The following is a 16216-nucleotide window of genomic DNA, read 5'->3' as shown; positions in this document are numbered from 1 at the left end:
CGGATAGCGTCGACGGTACCGGACTCGGAAGTCCGCTACCAGTGACGCCCACGACATGGCCGGCGAAGCGAGGACGAGGCGGTGTCAGTGACCCCGGTCCTGGCGGAGGAAGCCCGACAGCAGTTGCCGGAACTCGTGCGGGTGCTCGACCGCCGGCACGTGCCCGCATCGGGCGAGCACGTGCAGACGGACGTCGGCGAGGTGTTCGAGCAGGGGCGCGGTTGCCGTCCCGAGCGGGGTGACGCGGTCCTCATTGCCGTGCACGAGCAGCACGGGCGCGCGGATCGCCGCCAGTTGCTGCGCCGAGAGGGTCAGATCGTCGACCCATCGTGCCCTGGGTGGAGGGAACAGCGACGCGAACGCTGTCGCTCCGGCTCGCATCGCGGTCGCGCGGGCGTCGACGGCCGCCTCGGTCACGAGCGCCTGGTCGAGGACGAGGCGACTCAGCATGTCTCGTGCCCCGAGCGCCCCGGCGGGGGCTGCCCAGAGCGCGTCGAGATCGGCGGACAGCGGCGCCCCGGGGGCGCCCATCGTCGCGACGGCCACGACACGGGTGACCCGCTCGGGGCGCGCGGCCGCCAGTGCCAGCGCCACGGCACCACCCATGGAGTGACCCACCACGGCGTAGTTCTCGACACCGAGCGCGTCCATCAGACCCGCGGCCTGCCGCGTCCACAGTCGAAGCCCGCCGCGGGAGCCCGCCGGGACGGGTGTTCGGCCGAACCCGGCCTGGTCAGGAGCCACCACGTGCCAGGACGCGCCCAGCGCCTGCGCCGTCGCCGCCCAGGCTCCGGACCCGGTCGTGCCGGGTCCGGAGCCGTGCAGCATCAGTACCGCGGGCCCGTCACCGCTCTCCAGGGCATGGACGGGACAGCCGTCGACGGTGACGGTCCGAAGCGCTGTCACCGGGGCAGGCCGGACGTGCTCATGCCGATGCGGGGTCGACGGACTTCGAGAAGACCTCCATCATCGCCTTGCCGAACTGCGGCATGTCGGGCCATCCCCGGCAGGAGACGAGGTTGCCGTCCACCACGTCGGGAGCGTCGATGACCGTCGCGCCCGCGTTCTCCATGTCGCCGGTGATGGGCGGGAAGCACGCCGTCTTGCGACCCTTCAGGAGCCCGTACACCGCCGGCACCTGCGCGCCGTGGCACACCAGCGCGATGGGGAGGTTGCGCGCGAAGAAGTGCTCGGTGATGCGCCTGACCTCGGCGTCGACCCGGATCCACTCGGGAGCACGTCCGCCGGGGATGATGAGGGCGTCGTAGCGCTCGACGTCGACCTCGGCCCACGGCACGTCGACCGGCAGCTTCCGGCCGTTCTTCTCCACGTAGGCGTCGGAGTTGGGGTCGAACTCGTGGATGACCAGTTGCACGTCACGCATCGTCCGTGACGAGACGTCGACGTCCCAGCCGCCCTCCTGCACGCGGTAGTAGGGATACATGGTGTCGAGTTCCTCGGCGGCGTCGCCGGTCAGGAGCAGCGCTCTGGGCACCTGCTTCTCCTCGCATGTGGGGGCTGGGGTGGTGGATCCAATCCGATCCGATTCGGTGGCGATAGCATTACTCGACCCAGCCCGCCCGTCAAGCCTCTACCGCCATTGCGTCCGCGCCCTCGACCTCGTCGAACAATCGACGGAAACGCTCGCCGGAGCGCAGGATGTGTCGACGCATCGCGTAGGCGGCGGCATCCGGGTCGCGCGCGGCGATCGCGGCCACCACGTCCTCGTGCTCGGCCATGGCCAGGTGGGTGACCTGGGTGTCGTGGTGAAGCCGGAAGAGGTGCACGTGGCTGTGCAGGCGAGCGAGCACCTCACGGATGACCTGGTTCTCCGCGCTCAGGGCGACGAGGTCGTGGAAGGCGGCGTCGCGGAGCCCGAAGGCGCCATAGGCCGTGGGCCCGTCGCCCCCCTCCAACTCCGCCATCTCCTCGAGCATTCGCCGCAGACCGGCCACCTGATCAGCGGACGCGCGTTCGGCGGACCTGCGCGCCGCCGCCGGCTCGAGGAGCAGGCGGACCTCGAGCATGTCCTCGAACCGGTGGCGGGTGATCTGCGGAGGAATGCGGTAGCCGGCATGCGGCACACGCACGACCAGACCCTCGGCCTCCATCCGGTTGAGAGCGTCCCGGATCGGCGTCTGCGAGACCCCCAACTCCCGCGCCAGGACGTCGATCGTGACGCGGGAGCCAGGCTCGATCCGTAGCGACATCAGCTGTCCGAGCAGCGTGTCGTACACCTCGTCGGCAAGTCGGCCGCCGGCCCTTCCCGGCGACGTTCCGCCCGTCACGGCCCTCCGGCCCCGCGAGGTCATCGCTTCGTCGTCCATTGTGACGTGAGGTCCTCTCTTACGCCTTCGGGAACCTGTTGACATCAGTCACCACACTGCGACATGCTGACGCCCCCACACGATCGTATAGGAAAAGTGACGGCCGACCGCCATCCTGCACCGCCGCGGAACCGCCGCCATCGCTCTACTCCGATCACCTGGAGCGTCCGTGAGCAAGCTCGACGGTACGAAGACCCGGTACACCGCGGCGCACTCGTGACGCCGGTCCGGGGGTCGGCCCCCCGCGACAGCCCGGCGACACGCCTGAACACCCAGCAACTGCTCGGCGAAGCACATAGCGAGGCTTAGAAGTTCCTACCCAGAAAGCAGGCGAGAATATGCGGTATCCCCAGCGAACAGGGCGATTGTCCGGTCCCGGACGAAGGGTGCAGCTGGCGGCGGCGGCCATGCTGTTGCTGGCCACGACCGTGACGGCTTGCGGCGACAGCAAGGACGACGGCGGGAAGGCCAGCGCCCCCAAGGCACCAGCCACCATCCCGGAACTCACCAAGGACCCGCTGACCCTCAGCTTCATCTGGTTCGACTGGCCTCCCGCCAAGGCGCTGGAAGCCTTCGCGAACGCGGAGTACAAGAAAGAGCGGCCGAACGCGACCATCAAGGTCAACACCGTGCCGAACGCGAACTGGCACGACGCGATGTTCACCCAGTTCGCCGCGCGCAAGACCGACTTCGACATCGCGATCCTGGACTCGCAGCACATCGGCGAGGCCGTGACGAACGGCAACATCCTCGACCTCACCGACTTCGTCAAGAGCAACATCGAGGTCGCCGCCTACGACCCGTACCTCCTGGCGGCCTACGGCCAGTTCCCCCAGGCGGAGACCGGCAAGCGCGACGAGAACGCCAGCCTGTACGGCCTGCCGCTGCTCGGCGACACCTGGACGATGATCTACCGTAAGGACCTGATCGGCGACAAGCCACCGCAGACCTGGGACGAAATGATCTCAGCCGCCGCGAAGTGCCAGGCGGACAACCCCGGCGTCAGCGGGCTGGCTTTCCACCAGGCCAACGGCTCCGACGCCGCGGCCGTCACCTACAACACGGTCAACGGCGTCTACGGCGGCAACCTCTGGGACGCCAAGGCGCGCAAGATCAACGGCGTCCTCAACGACGCTGCGGGCCAGGAGGCGATGGACGTCCTGGTCAACAAGATGAAGCCGCTGACCGCCAAGGGCTCCGGCAACTGGTTCATCGACGAGGTGAACGCCGCGGTCGCCCAGGGCAAGGCGTGCATCGCGTTCAACTGGATCGCCGCGAGTGGCGGTCTGCTCGATCCGAAGCAATCGACGCTCGGCACCACACGCGAGCAGATTCTCGACAAGCTGGGCTTCGCCACCCTGCCGAGCCAGAAGACGAACCTGGTGCCTCTCGGCGGTATGGGGATGCACGTGTCGGCCTACTCCTCCAGCGCGAACCAGGCGGAGGCCCTGAACTTCATGAAGTGGTTCGAGCAGGCTGACGTCCAGAAGAAGTGGGCCGCGGCCGGTGGCGTGCCGTCGCGTACGGACGCGATCCAGTCACCCGAGTTCCTCAACGCCGGGCCGTTCAACAAGGTGTACGCCGACTCGGTCCCGCGGATGCGGGACATGTGGAACGTGCCCGAGTACGCGCGGCTCGTCGACATCGAGAACACCAACGTCAACGCGGCTCTCAACGGCGCGAAGAAGCCGAAGGACGCGCTCGACGACATCGCCAAGGAGCAGCAGGCCGTGCTCGACTCGATCAGCCGCAAGGGCGGCGGCGGGCTGTGAAAGACCCCGTACCTCTGAAGACCGATCAGCTCGGGCGGGTGGCGTCTGTGACGTCGCCCGCACCGGGTCGGTCCTTCCGGCTGAGCGACCGCTGGCTCGCCGTGGCCTTCATCTCCCCCGCGCTGCTGCTGTTGCTCGCCATGTCGGTGTTCCCGTTGCTGTGGTCGTTGGTCCTGTCCTTCACCGACTACTCGGCCACCCGTGGGGGGCCCGCCGACTTCATCGGGTTCGGCAACTACACCGCCATCCTGACGTCGGCGCAGGTCCACCAGCGGGCCCTGACGACGGTGATCTACGTGATCGGCGCGGTCGGCCTGCAGACCGTACTCGGCTTCACCATCGCCTACCTGATCTCACGGCGTACGCACGGGCGAGGCCTGCTGACCACTGTCTTCCTCATTCCGATGATGCTGTCGCCGGTCGTGGTCGGGTTGTTCTGGCGATTCATGCTCGACGCGCAGTTCGGCGTGGTCAACAGCATGCTCGGCTCGCTCGGCCTGGGGCAGGTGGAGTGGCTCACCCGGCAGCGGACGGCACTGGTGTCCCTGATCGTGGTCGACACCTGGCAGTGGACGCCGTTCATCATGCTCATCGCACTCGCGGGCCTCAGCGCGGTCCCCAAGTACCTCTACGAGGCCGCCTCGATCGACCGGGCGTCCGAGTGGTTCAAGTTCCGCACGATCACCTTTCCGCTGGTGTGGCCGCTGCTCCTCATCGCCGTGATGTTCCGGGGCATCGAGGCCTTCCGGCTGTTCGACCTCGTCTACATCCTGACCAACGGAGGCCCGGGTGTCTCCACCGAGACGTTGTCGTTCCACGTCTACAAGGTCGCGTTCCTGGGCTTCAACACCGGAACCGCCTCGGCGTACGGAATCCTCATGATCCTCGTCGTCATCGTCCTCACGCAGCTCTACCTGCGCTACCTGAACAAGCTCAAGGAGGGCTGATGGCCGTCTCCGTCGACGAGGCCGTGTCCACAGGTCCTACCCGGGACCACACGCCCCCCGCGCGCCGCCTGGGCGGCCGGGGCCGCTCCGGGCTGGAGGTCGCGCTGCTGGTCGTGCTGGCCGTCGTGATGCTCTTTCCGGTGCTGTGGATGATCGAGACGTCAATCAAGGAGAACCGGGACGTCTACGCCATCCCGGCCAAGTTCTTCGGCTTCACGGTGACCCTGGAGCATTTCAAGGACGTGTTCGTCGCTCCCGGCGGCGGTCGCTCGGCCCTGTCCGTCTCGTTCCTCAACTCCGCCGTGGTCGCCGGGGTCTCCACGCTGTTGGCCACCGTCCTGGGGGTGCCGGCGGCCTGGGCCTACTCACGCTTCGCCGTGAAGGCCAAGAAGGACCAGCTGTTCTTCATCCTGTCCACCCGCTTCATGCCGCCCGTGGTGGTCGTGATCCCGATCTTCCTCATGTACCGCCAGGTCGGGCTCATCGACAGCAAGCTCGGCCTGATCCTCATCTACGCCGCGTTCAACGTCCCGTTCACGATCTGGATGATGAAGGGCTTCGTCGACGAGGTGCCCGCAGAGTACGAGGACGCCGCCATGCTCGACGGCTACACCCGCCTCCAGGCGTTCTGGCGGTTCACCCTTCCCCTGCTCGTGCCCGGCATCGCCGCGACGGCGGTGTTCGCACTCATCTTCTCGTGGAACGAGTTCGTGTTCGCCATCTTCCTCACCTCAAGCGACGGCGTGCGGACGGCCCCACCCGCCATCGCCGGGCTCATCGGTGGCACCACCACGGACTGGGGTCTCGTGGCCGCCGCCTCCGTGGTGTTCGCCCTGCCGGTGCTCGTCTTCGCCTATCTGGTCCGCAAACACCTCATCGCCGGTGTGACGCTCGGGGCGGTGCGACGCTGATGGCGGGCATCGAGGTGACCGCGCTGCACAAGCGCTACCCGGACGGGACGGTCGCGGTCGACCACGTGGACCTGTCCATCGGCGACGGCGAGCTGTTCGTGATGCTCGGCCCTTCGGGTTGCGGCAAGACGACCACGCTGCGGGCCATCGCCGGCCTGGAGAGGCAGACGTCGGGCGACATCCGCATCGGTGACACGCTTGTCAACGACCTGCCGCCGGCCGAGCGCGACATCGCCATGGTGTTCCAGTTCTACGCTCTCTACCCGCACCTGAAAACCCGCGACAACCTGGCGTTCCCACTGCGGGCCGAGGGCCTGCCCAAGTCGGAGGTGCAGGAGCGGGTCGCCGAGGCCGCCCGGCTGATGCGCCTCGATGCGCTCCTGGACCGGCGACCGCGCCAACTGTCCGGCGGGGAGCAGCAGCGCGTCGCGCTTGCGCGTGCCCTGGTGCGACGACCCCGCGCATTCCTGATGGACGAACCCCTCACCAACCTGGACGCGGAGCTGAGGGCGGACATGCGCACGGAGATCAAGCACCTGCAGGGAGAGCTGGGGGCGACGATGGTCTACGTCACTCACGACCAGATCGAGGCGATGTCGCTCGGTCACCGGATCGCCATCCTCAACAAGGGCCGCGTCGAGCAGATCGGCACGCCGCTGGAGGTCTACGACCGCCCGGCGAGTCTCTTCTGCGCCGCATTCATCGGCTCCCCGCCGATGAACCTCATCGAGGTGGAGGTGGCCGACGGGAAGCTGCGCGGTCAGGGCGGGCTGGTCCTCACGCCACCACCGGGCCTCTCGCGCGACAGTCGCCTGGTCGCAGGCGTCCGGCCGGAGGCGCTGGAGGTCACCGCACCAGGGGCGGACCGCTCGGTCGCGGCCCGCGTGGTCTCGGCGGAGTGGCTGGGCGACGAGATCATCTATGTGGTCGACCACGGCGGCGGGCACGACGTACGGGTTCGGATGCCACCGACCGTCCGTTTCGCCGCTGACGCAACGGTCGGGCTGCGGCACACCGGCGGGACCCCGGCGGTCTACGACGTGAGCACGGAAGAGCTGGTGGCCTGATGGGAACCGTGGCAGCGCAGGGGCTGCGCAAGTCCTTCGGCAAGGTCCAGGCCCTGGACGGGGTGACGCTCGACGTACCGGACGGCTCGTTCTTCGTCGTGCTCGGGCCCTCCGGGGCGGGCAAGACGACGACCCTGCGAGCGATCGCGGGCCTCGAGAAGCTCGACGCCGGGTCGGTGCACCTCGACGGGAGGGACGCGACAGGTGACACCCCGGCCGCACGCGACCTGGCGATGGTCTTCCAGAACTACGCCCTCTACCCGCGTCACACGGTGTACGAGAACATCGCGTCGCCGCTGCGGGCACGCCGCTGTTCGTCGAGCGACATCGCCGCCGCCGTCGAACGGATGTCGAACCTGCTGCACATCGAACGTCTGCTGCAGCGTCGTCCCGCGCAGTTGTCGGGCGGTGAGATGCAACGGGTCGCCCTGGCCCGGGCACTGGTCCGCAGCCCGCGCGCGTTCCTCATGGACGAGCCGCTGACGAACCTCGACCTCAAGCTCCGCGTCGAGATGCGCACCGAGCTCACCCGCATCCACCGCAGCCTCGGCGCGACCTTCGTCTACGTGACCAACGACCAGGTCGAGGCCCTGTCCATGGCCGACCAGGTCGCGGTCCTCAAGGAGGGGACCGTGCAACAGGTCGGCACACCGACCGAGGTGTACGAGCGCCCCGCCAACAAGTGGGTCGCCGGGTTCGTGGGGAGCCCGCCGATCAGCCTGCTCGCCTGCCGCGCCGAGGGAGATCAGCTGGTCGGTGCGGACGGCTGGACGCTGCCTCGGCCCCGCTGGACGACGGCCGAGGAGGGTCGTGCGCTGCTGCTGGGCCTTCGCGCGGAGGACCTGTCCGTCGAACAGCGCGGGCACGCGTCACTGTCGGGAGAGCTCTACGGGCTTGAACCGCTCGGTGACCGGACGGTGGTCGACGTCCGAGTGGGGACGGAGATCCTCAAGGTGAAGGCACGACCCACCGTCACCGGTACGCCGGGCGAGCGGCTGCACGTCACGGTCGACCTGGACCGTGCGCACCTGTTCGACGCGGACACCGGGCTGTCGCTGTCCGAGGCGGGGCGGTAACCGCACCGGGCGGCGACGGAACCATGCGTCCGCCTTCGGTGGTGAAGGCTCGGCGCACCGTCACCGCCCGGCGACCTCTCAGCCCGCCCGAGGGTGGGTGACCCGTCCGTCTACGCGCACCGGGCGAGGGTGCAGGCACGCCCGACATCAGCAAGAAGATCACAGGAGGCGGCGAAGTGAGTGACCCGATGAACGTCCTGGCCCCCGAGCACCGGCGGCTCCGGATCGGCGATGCCTGGCGCGACGCCGCGAGCGGAGCAACATTCGCCGTCGAGGACCCGGCCACCGGCAAGACCATCGCCGAGGTGGCGGACGCCGACGTCGCCGACGGGCTCGCCGCGTTGGACGCGGCGAGCGCGGCGATGGCGCAGTGGTCGGCGACCCCGCCGCGGAAACGGTCGGAGTTGTTGACCGCGACGTACCGGGCACTGACCGAGCGATCCGAGGAGGTCGCCCGGCTGATAACGCTCGAAATGGGCAAGCCGCTCGCCGAGGCTCGGGCGGAGGTCGCCTACGGCGCCGAGTTCTTCCGGTGGTTCGCCGAGGAGGCGGTACGCGTCGAGGGGCGCTACAGCACCGCTCCCGCCGGTGGGTACCGCGTCCTCACCGTGCCGAAGCCGGTCGGACCGTGTGTCTTCGTGACGCCCTGGAACTTCCCGTTGGCCATGGGTGCCCGCAAGATCGCTCCTGCGTTGGCCGCGGGCTGCACGACGATCACCAAGCCGGCGGGCCAGACGCCCCTCACCATGCTGTTGCTGGCCCGCATCATGCAGGAGGTAGGCGTTCCCCCGGGCGTCGTCAACGTGGTGACCACCAAGCGTTCCGGCGCGGTGGTCTCCGCACTGCTCGCCGACGCGCGGACCCGCAAGCTCTCGTTCACCGGGTCGACCGAGGTCGGGCGCGTGCTGCTCCGACAGGCGGCGGACAACGTCCTGCGCACCTCGATGGAGTTGGGCGGCAACGCGGCCCTGATCGTGTGTGCCGACGCCGACCTGGACGTCGCGGTCGACGGCGCCATGGTGGCCAAGATGCGCAACATCGGGGAGTCCTGCATCGCGGCCAACCGGATCTACGTCGAGGAGCCGGTGCGCGAGGAGTTCACGGCGCGCTTCGCGGCGCGGATGGGCGCGCTGTCGGTGGGCCATGGTCTCGACGACGGCGTGGACGTCGGAGCGTTGATCGACGAGGCCTCGGTCGCCACGATCGGCGAGCTGGTCGCCGACGCGGTCGATCGCGGCGCCCGGGTCCTGGTGGGTGGCGAGCGTCCGGATGGGCCGGGCCACTTCTACCCGCCCACAGTCCTCGTCGACGTGCCCGACGATGCGCGGATGCTCAAGACCGAGATCTTCGGCCCGGTGGCGCCGATCATCTCGTTCACGTCCGACGACGAGGTGCTGGCGAAGGCCAACGACACCGAGCACGGCCTGGTCGGATACGTCTTCACCCGCGACCTCCAACGGGCACTGCGGTTCGTCGAAGGGCTGGAGACGGGGATGGTCGGCGTCAACCGTGGTCTGATCTCGGACCCGTCGGCTCCGTTCGGAGGCGTGAAGCAGTCCGGGATCGGCAAGGAGGGGTCGCACGAGGGCATCCTCGAGTACCTCGATGTCACCTACGCGGCGATCGACCTGCCGTGACCGGCCTCCTGCTCTGAGCGCACGCCCCGCACATCGTCGCCGACGTTCCGAGAGAGGCACCGACATGCTTGAGACCGTCCGCGGACCGCGCCAGCTGATAGTGGGCGAAGGGGTCGCGCAGAACATCCCGCGAGTGGTGGCCGAGAGTGGTTCGCGGGTCCTCGTCGTGACCGACCGGGTCCTCCTGGGGCAACCTGGCGTGGCCGAGATCGTGGCCGCCGTGCGGGAGAAGGTCGAGGCCGTCGAGGTGTTCTCCGACGCGACCCCGGACGTGCCCCTGACGGATGTCGCCCTGGCCGTCTCGGCCGCCGCCGAGGTGGACGCCGACGTCATCCTCGCCATCGGGGGTGGCACGGTGATCGACCTCGCCAAGATCGTTGGCGTCATCCGGCGGCACGGCGGAACACCGCGCGACTTCTACGGCGAGTCGAAGGTGCCGGGGCCGACGATCCCTCTCGTCGCGGTCCCGACGACGTCCGGCACCGGCTCCGAGCTCACTCCCGTCTCGGTGTTGACCGACCCGGACCGCGCGCTGAAGGTCGGCGTCTCAAGCGTCCACATCGTGCCGGACTTCGCCATCGTCGACCCCGAACTCACCTACTCCTGCCCGGCCACCGTCACCGCGCACTCCGGCATCGACGCGTTCTGTCACGCCGTGGAGAGCTACACCGCGCGGCCCCGGCCGCACGGCCCGCGCGACCCGGTGGAGCAGGTGTTCCTCGGTCGCAACCCGATCACCGACCACTACGCGTTGCTGGCCGCGGAGCGGATCGCCCGGAGCCTGCGTCGCGCGGTCAGGGACGGCGGCGACACCGAAGCTCGCGCGGACATGTCCTACGGGTCCATGCTCGCCGGACTCGCCTTCTCCCACGCGGGCAACGCGGCTCCGCACGCTCTCCAGTACCCCATCGGCGCGGCCACGCACACTCCGCACGGCCTGGGCGTCGGGCTGCTCCTGCCCTACGCGCTGCGCGCGGCCAGCGACGCCGTCGACGACCGGTTGGCCGCCCTCGCCCGGGTGTGTGGGCTCGACGTGGCCGACGCCTCGGACGACGAGGCCGCGGATGCGTTCCTCACCTGGCTCGACGGGCTCCTCGCCGACATCGGCATCCCGCCCACCCTTGCGGACATCGGCGTGGCACGCGCCGACCTCCCCCGCTTCGCGGAGATGGCCAGCGGCGTCACCCGTCTGATCCAGAACCACCCGGGTCCGACCGACACCGCCAGCCTGACCGCGATCCTCGAAGCGGCCTGGACCGGGGACCGGGCCTGACACGTCCCGACCCGCGCCGCTGTGACGTCACTACAGTGGCCTCATGACCGCACGTCCGCCCCTGGCCGAACAGTTCGATCTCCAGCCGCATCCCGAAGGCGGGTGGTTCAGGGAGACCTACCGGTCCGCCGTCGAGTTCGAACCCGACGGGTACCCGGGCAGCCGTGCCGCCGCGACGGCCATCCTCTTCCTCCTCGAACCTGGCGACTCGTCGGCCTGGCACACCGTGCGGTCGGACGAGATCTGGTTCTGGCACTCCGGTGGGCCGTTGGCGCTGACGGTCGGCCGGGACAGTCCGCCGACGATCCTGAGCGCCCGGTGCCCGCAGGTCCTGGTGCCGGCGGGCGAGTGGCAGTCCGCGACGCCGGCGGGTGACGAGCACGTCCTGGTCAGTTGCGTGGTGAGTCCGGGCTTCGACTTCGCGGACTTCCACCTGGCGTGAGCCCGTCGCCTCGTCCACTGGTTCGCGGGACCGGTGGACGAGGTCCTGGTACGGGCACGTCGTTGCGACTTCCCCGGGCTTTCAAGCGGAGTACCTGCGGTCGAGACGACCCTCGTACTCTCTCGGAGTGAGCGGTAGCGATGACTACATGCGGTTGCGAGAGACATTCAATGAGGACGCCGATCGGTATGACCGTGCCCGACCTCGGTACCCGGCACCGATGTTCGATGATCTCGTCGCGGCCGGAGTAGGGCCCGGCGCGCGGGTGTTGGAGATCGGCTGTGGTACGGGGCAGGCGACCGTGCCGCTGGCGGAACGGGGTTACCGGGTCGTGGCCGTCGAGTTGGGCGCGGACATGGCCGATGTCGCTCGGCGAAGTCTTGCCGGCTTCGACTCGGTGGAGGTCGTGACGGCGGCGTTCGAGGATTGGCCCCTGCCCAAGGAGCCGTTCGACGTGGTGTTCTCCGCGACTGCGTTCCACTGGGTTGATCCGGCCGTGCGGGTGTCGAAGTCTGCCGACGCCCTGCGTCTCGGTGGTCTGCTGGCCACCGTGGGCACCCACCACATCGCCGGTGGCACCTGGACTGAGGCGTTCTTCGTGGAGATTCAGAAGCTTTATGAGCGCTTCGATCCGTCGACCCCACCGGGCCTGCGTCTTGAAGCCGCTCGAGACATTCCCCAGGACGATCGGGAGCTGATCTCGTCGGAGCGGTTCGGTCCTGCGAGCTTCTACCGGTACGAGTGGGAGTCGCCGTATTCGACAGCGGCCTACCTGGATCTGCTGTTGACCTACTCCGGTCACCGTGCCTTGCCGGATGCGCAGCAGAGTGCGTTGCTGAACTCCATCGCCCGGCTCATCGACGTCGACTACGGGGGCCAGGTCGTCAAGCGCTACCTGACGGAGCTGAGGCTCGCCCAACGGGTTCGGTGAAGGCGGATGCTGGGAGTCGTCGCCACCGACCCGGACCGACTGACCGACCCCACCGCTGGCTGGCCCGCCAGCCTATCGTCAACGATCCGCAAGCGTGGGGCGGGAGCACGAGGGACCGGGGGAACGATCAACTCATGGCACGGCGTTCTGCACGGCTGATCGCCGTCCTCACCACGTCCCTGATCGCGTGCGGTCTCGTCGTCGCGCCGCAGGCGGCGTCGGCTCCGGCCGCCGCGGCGGCTACCCCCGACACCTTCACCAACCAGGACGTCGGGTTCGCCGAGTCCAGCCTGATGCCCCAACTGGACAGCGACGAGGAGGTCGCACGGCACCTCGACAAGATGGCCGAGTTCGTGCCCGGGCGGTCGCCGATCGTGCGGGTGTGGTTCGACTGGTGGTACGTCGAAGGGATCCCCGGTGACCCGCCACGGTGGGACCGTGTCGAGCGGCAGGTGGCGCTGGCGCGGGCCCGAGGGATGCGGGTGATGCTGATGTTCGGCCTCTCCGCACCCTGGGCCAACGGCCACCGCAACGACGAGAAGCAGCCCGAGCTGTGGTTCCCACTCCGTGACGAGGACTGGCGGAGCATCATCGACCGGACCATGGCGCGCCTGACCGCGCCGGACGGAACGTCACTTATCGACGCCTTCGAGGTGTGGAACGAGCCGAACCTGACTGCCTTCGGCAAGTGGGACGGCAACGGCGACGGCACGTTCGACGGCGCCGACTACGACGCCACCCGGTTGCGCTACTGGCAGCTGGTCGATGTCGCCTACCGGGCCGTGCACGCGCGATGCGCGAGCTGTGTCGTGCTGGCCGGCGGGTCCGGCGGGCTCGCTGAGATGACGGGGCACCCGGACCGGACGTCTTCGGCCTGGCTCGACTGGGCGTACGAGAACGGGTTCGGCAACTCGTTCGACGCGGTGGCCCACCATCCCTACTCGGACTTCCACGCCGCCGACGAACCGAACTGCGCCCAGCCGTGGCTCAACGCGTTCGGCCCGCCATACCCCGACGCGCAGGGCCGGCTCTGCGGCGAGCTTGCCCGGCTTCACGACGTCATGGTCCGACATGGCGACACGACGCGGAAGATCTGGGCCACCGAGTGGGGCTACAACATCGGCAAGCGAGGCGATCTCAACCAACCCGCCGCACAGTTCCGAAACTGGATGGTCAACGGAATCAAGCTCTGGCGCTCATTGCCGTACACCGGGCCGCTGTTCCTGTTCACGTTCAGCGACGTGTCGGGGTGTCCCGATGATCCGGCGTGCGAGTACGGCATCGTCGACGAGGAGTACGTCCCGAAGGACCAGGAACTCTACGACGCGGTGTCGGACACGCTGACCTACCCGGACTGGCGGCCCTCGTTCACCTCTGCGGGTTCGGGCATCGGCGGCTTCAATCTGACCACGTCGAAGGACCGGATCGTCGCCTTCGACTTCATGCACCGGGGGAAACTCGATCACCTGCTGATCTACCGGCCGGGCACCGGCATCGTGTGGATCGTCGAACACCGACCCGACGGGACCTTCGCGCCCGTGTTCACCTCCACGACCGGCATCGGGGGCTTCGACCTCAGGGAACAACACGACCAGGTGATCGCCTACGACTACTACCACACCGGCAAGCTGGACACGCTCGTGCTCTACCGGCCCGGACAGGGCGCGGTCTTCATCGTCACCCGCGCATCCGACGGCACCATGTGGCCCGTACACCGCAGCACCTCCGGCGGCATCGGCGGCTTCAACCTGAGCACACCGCAGGACCGGATCGTCGCCTTCGACCACCAGCACACCGGCAACCCCGACCACCTGGCGCTCTACCGACCCGGCACCGGCATCCTGTTCGTCGTCCAGCACCGACCCGACGACACCTTCGCGGCCGTGTTCCGGGCACGTCAGGGCGTGGCAGGGTTCGACCTGGGGAGCACCTCGGACCAGATGATCAGCTACGACATGGACCACTCGGGTCGCCCGGACCGGCTCCTGATGTACCGACCCGGCACCGGCTTCCTCGCCATCACGGGTCCGTAGGTCTCCTCGCCGAGGTCTAGCCGCCGGTCGCCTCACGCTGGATCTGCTCGAACTGTGCGGCCATCGCGGCGGCCAGGGCCTGCGCGGCGGACAGCGGACGAACCATCACCGTGAACTCGTCGATCAAGCCGCTCTCATCCAGGTGCAGGAAGTCACAACCCTCGACGGCGACGTCGCCGATCCGCGCCTCGAAGACCAGCGCGTGATCACGACCGCCCTCGCCGCTCAGCTCACGGACGTACCGGAAGTCCTCGAACACCCGCAGCACACCCCGCAGGATCGCCGCGGTGATTGCCTTGCCTGGATAGGGCTTGAACGCCACCGGACTACGAAACAGCACGTTGTCGGCCAGGGTCGCCTCGAGAGCATCGGCGTCGCCTGCTTCGACCGCCGCACGAAAGTCGATCACCACCCCAGCGTACGGCGCTACTCAGATCCGTCCCGGCGCCCCACTAAGCCCGAGCGATGAACAGCCACCAGGCCATGATCACGATCCCCTGCTGGAGTACTACGCTCGGCTGATGTCCGACCACCGCCCCTTTCCGCTGTGGGCGGGACGCACAGCCGCGCTGCTGGGCATCGTGCTCGTCGCACTCACCCTGCGCCAGGCTGTTGCGGCGATATCGCCGATCCTCGACGACATCCGGGTGGACATCCCGATATCGGACATCGGCGTCGGGCTGCTCGGCACGTTGCCTCCGATCCTGTTGGCGGCATCCGGGTTCATCGCGCCGCGCGTCGCTCGCGGCCTCGGTCTGGACGGCGGCATCATGCTCGCGCTGCTGCTCATGACCCTCGGCCATCTCGTGCGCGCGTTCGCCCCGGGCTTCGCGGTGCTGCTCGTCGGCAGTGTCGTCGCGCTCGCCGGTACGGGCATCGGCAATGTGCTGTTGCCGCCGGTCGTGCGGCGCTACTTCCCCGACCGGGTAGCGCTGTTGACCGCCGTCTACGTCTGCATCGTGGGCGTGAGCACTGCCGTGCCGGCTGCGGTCGCCGCTCCGGTCGCCGAGCAGATCGGCTGGCGGTTCTCGCTCGGCATCTGGTCGGTGACCTCGGTGGTCGCGCTCGTTCCGTGGCTCGTCGTCATCGCGCGGGAGCGCCGCCAGCGACTCTCGGATGACGTTGCTGTCGAGTCCTCGCCTCCCGCCGCCGTCACGCGACTGTGGCGGTCACGCGTGGCCCTGTCGATCACCGTCGTATTCTCGACGAGCACGATCTGCACCTACGCGGCCTTCGCGTGGCTGCCCGAGATCCTCGGCGACATCGCCGGCGCGACGCCGACCGAGGCCGGGGTGCTGCTCGCCGTCACCGGCATCATCAGCGTGCCCTGGGCACTCATCGCGCCCCTCCTCGTCGCGCGGCTGCGCAATGCCGGCTGGCTGATCGCCGCCGGTGTCGCGAGCTTCGTGTTCGGCTACCTCGGCCTGCTGCTCGCGCCCGCGACACTCACACTGCTCTGGGTGCTGCTCATCGGCTCGGGGTCGATCCTGTTCCCGGTCTGCCTCGTGCTCATCAACGTTCGCACCCGATCCCCCGGCGGCACCGTCGCGCTGAGTGGCTTCGCCCAGGGGGTCGCGTACGCGCTCGGCGCGCTCGGTCCGCTGCTCGTCGGGCTGCTGCACGACGTCAGCGGCGGGTGGAGCCTCCCGCTGCTGTTCCTGCTCGCTGTCGCCCTCGTGGCGACCATCCCGGCGATCACGCTTGCCAGGCCCGCGTTCGTCGAGGACGAGCTCGCCCGCTAGCGCACGACGCCGCCACCGAACCCGAGCGACGAACAGCCAGCACGCCCGCCTTCGCACG

15 protein-coding genes are annotated in these 16216 nt (G+C 68.9%); 11 read left to right on the top strand and 4 right to left on the bottom strand.

Annotated features, from left to right (window positions below):
• Positions 1 to 84: 84 nt before the first annotated feature.
• The 3 genes from ACWER9_RS04655 to ACWER9_RS04645 form a co-directional block, all read right to left on the bottom strand.
• Entirely contained in the window at positions 85 to 906 is an 822-nt protein-coding gene (locus ACWER9_RS04655) for an alpha/beta fold hydrolase (protein WP_452300482.1), read from the bottom strand.
• A gap of 19 nt (positions 907 to 925) precedes the next feature.
• The gene (locus ACWER9_RS04650; RefSeq protein ID WP_452300481.1) at positions 926 to 1495 is read right to left on the bottom strand and encodes a DJ-1/PfpI family protein; all 570 of its coding nucleotides are present in this window, start codon (positions 1493 to 1495) and stop codon (positions 926 to 928) included.
• A gap of 88 nt (positions 1496 to 1583) precedes the next feature.
• A complete protein-coding gene (locus ACWER9_RS04645; protein WP_452300480.1) occupies positions 1584 to 2288 on the bottom strand; it encodes a GntR family transcriptional regulator in 705 nt (234 codons plus the stop codon).
• Between the two features lie 425 nt (positions 2289 to 2713).
• On the opposite strand from ACWER9_RS04645, the gene ACWER9_RS04640 reads away from it, so the two are divergent.
• The 10 genes from ACWER9_RS04640 to ACWER9_RS04595 all read left to right on the top strand — a co-directional run bounded on the left by ACWER9_RS04640 (position 2714) and on the right by ACWER9_RS04595 (position 14416).
• Complete coding sequence (locus ACWER9_RS04640; RefSeq protein WP_452300479.1) at positions 2714 to 4099, top strand: extracellular solute-binding protein; 1386 nt, start codon at positions 2714 to 2716, stop codon at positions 4097 to 4099.
• A 47-nt stretch (positions 4100 to 4146) separates the two neighbouring features.
• Positions 4147 to 5046 carry a carbohydrate ABC transporter permease gene (locus ACWER9_RS04635; protein ID WP_452300478.1) on the top strand — a complete coding sequence of 300 codons (900 nt, stop codon included), beginning with the start codon at positions 4147 to 4149 and terminating at the stop codon, positions 5044 to 5046.
• Positions 5046 to 5957, top strand: a complete 912-nt coding sequence (locus tag ACWER9_RS04630; RefSeq protein ID WP_452300477.1) for a carbohydrate ABC transporter permease — start codon at positions 5046 to 5048, stop codon at positions 5955 to 5957. Before ACWER9_RS04635 ends, ACWER9_RS04630 begins: the two co-directional genes overlap by 1 nt.
• The gene (locus ACWER9_RS04625) at positions 5957 to 7024 is read left to right on the top strand and encodes an ABC transporter ATP-binding protein (protein ID WP_452300476.1); all 1068 of its coding nucleotides are present in this window, start codon (positions 5957 to 5959) and stop codon (positions 7022 to 7024) included. The genes ACWER9_RS04630 and ACWER9_RS04625 overlap by 1 nt, the downstream gene beginning before the upstream one ends.
• Positions 7024 to 8100 carry an ABC transporter ATP-binding protein gene (locus ACWER9_RS04620; protein ID WP_452300475.1) on the top strand — a complete coding sequence of 359 codons (1077 nt, stop codon included), beginning with the start codon at positions 7024 to 7026 and terminating at the stop codon, positions 8098 to 8100. Before ACWER9_RS04625 ends, ACWER9_RS04620 begins: the two co-directional genes overlap by 1 nt.
• A gap of 176 nt (positions 8101 to 8276) precedes the next feature.
• Positions 8277 to 9737: an NAD-dependent succinate-semialdehyde dehydrogenase gene (locus ACWER9_RS04615; protein ID WP_452300474.1), complete on the top strand. Its 1461-nt coding sequence runs from the start codon at positions 8277 to 8279 to the stop codon at positions 9735 to 9737.
• 64 nt (positions 9738 to 9801) lie between these two features.
• Positions 9802 to 11010 carry an iron-containing alcohol dehydrogenase gene (locus tag ACWER9_RS04610; RefSeq protein ID WP_452300473.1) on the top strand — a complete coding sequence of 403 codons (1209 nt, stop codon included), beginning with the start codon at positions 9802 to 9804 and terminating at the stop codon, positions 11008 to 11010.
• Positions 11011 to 11053: 43 nt separating this feature from the next.
• A complete protein-coding gene (locus tag ACWER9_RS04605) occupies positions 11054 to 11452 on the top strand; it encodes a cupin domain-containing protein (protein WP_452300472.1) in 399 nt (132 codons plus the stop codon).
• A gap of 148 nt (positions 11453 to 11600) precedes the next feature.
• On the top strand, positions 11601 to 12383 hold the full coding sequence (locus ACWER9_RS04600; RefSeq protein WP_452300534.1) for a class I SAM-dependent methyltransferase: 783 nt from the start codon (positions 11601 to 11603) through the stop codon (positions 12381 to 12383).
• A 134-nt stretch (positions 12384 to 12517) separates the two neighbouring features.
• Positions 12518 to 14416, top strand: coding sequence for a hypothetical protein (locus tag ACWER9_RS04595; protein WP_452300471.1), 1899 nt, complete (start codon positions 12518 to 12520; stop codon positions 14414 to 14416).
• A gap of 16 nt (positions 14417 to 14432) precedes the next feature.
• Here ACWER9_RS04595 and ACWER9_RS04590 read toward each other — a convergent pair whose 3' ends face one another.
• The gene (locus ACWER9_RS04590) at positions 14433 to 14825 is read right to left on the bottom strand and encodes a nuclear transport factor 2 family protein (RefSeq protein ID WP_452300470.1); all 393 of its coding nucleotides are present in this window, start codon (positions 14823 to 14825) and stop codon (positions 14433 to 14435) included.
• 112 nt (positions 14826 to 14937) lie between these two features.
• On the opposite strand from ACWER9_RS04590, the gene ACWER9_RS04585 reads away from it, so the two are divergent.
• Positions 14938 to 16158 (top strand): MFS transporter, encoded by a 1221-nt coding sequence (locus ACWER9_RS04585; RefSeq protein WP_452300469.1) that lies wholly within the window; start codon positions 14938 to 14940, stop codon positions 16156 to 16158.
• Positions 16159 to 16216 lie beyond the last annotated feature (58 nt).

It is taken from the genome of Micromonospora sp. NPDC003944 (assembly GCF_053605225.1).
Note: the sequence above shows the minus strand (reverse complement) of the source record. Positions and strands in the feature narration are given on the sequence as shown.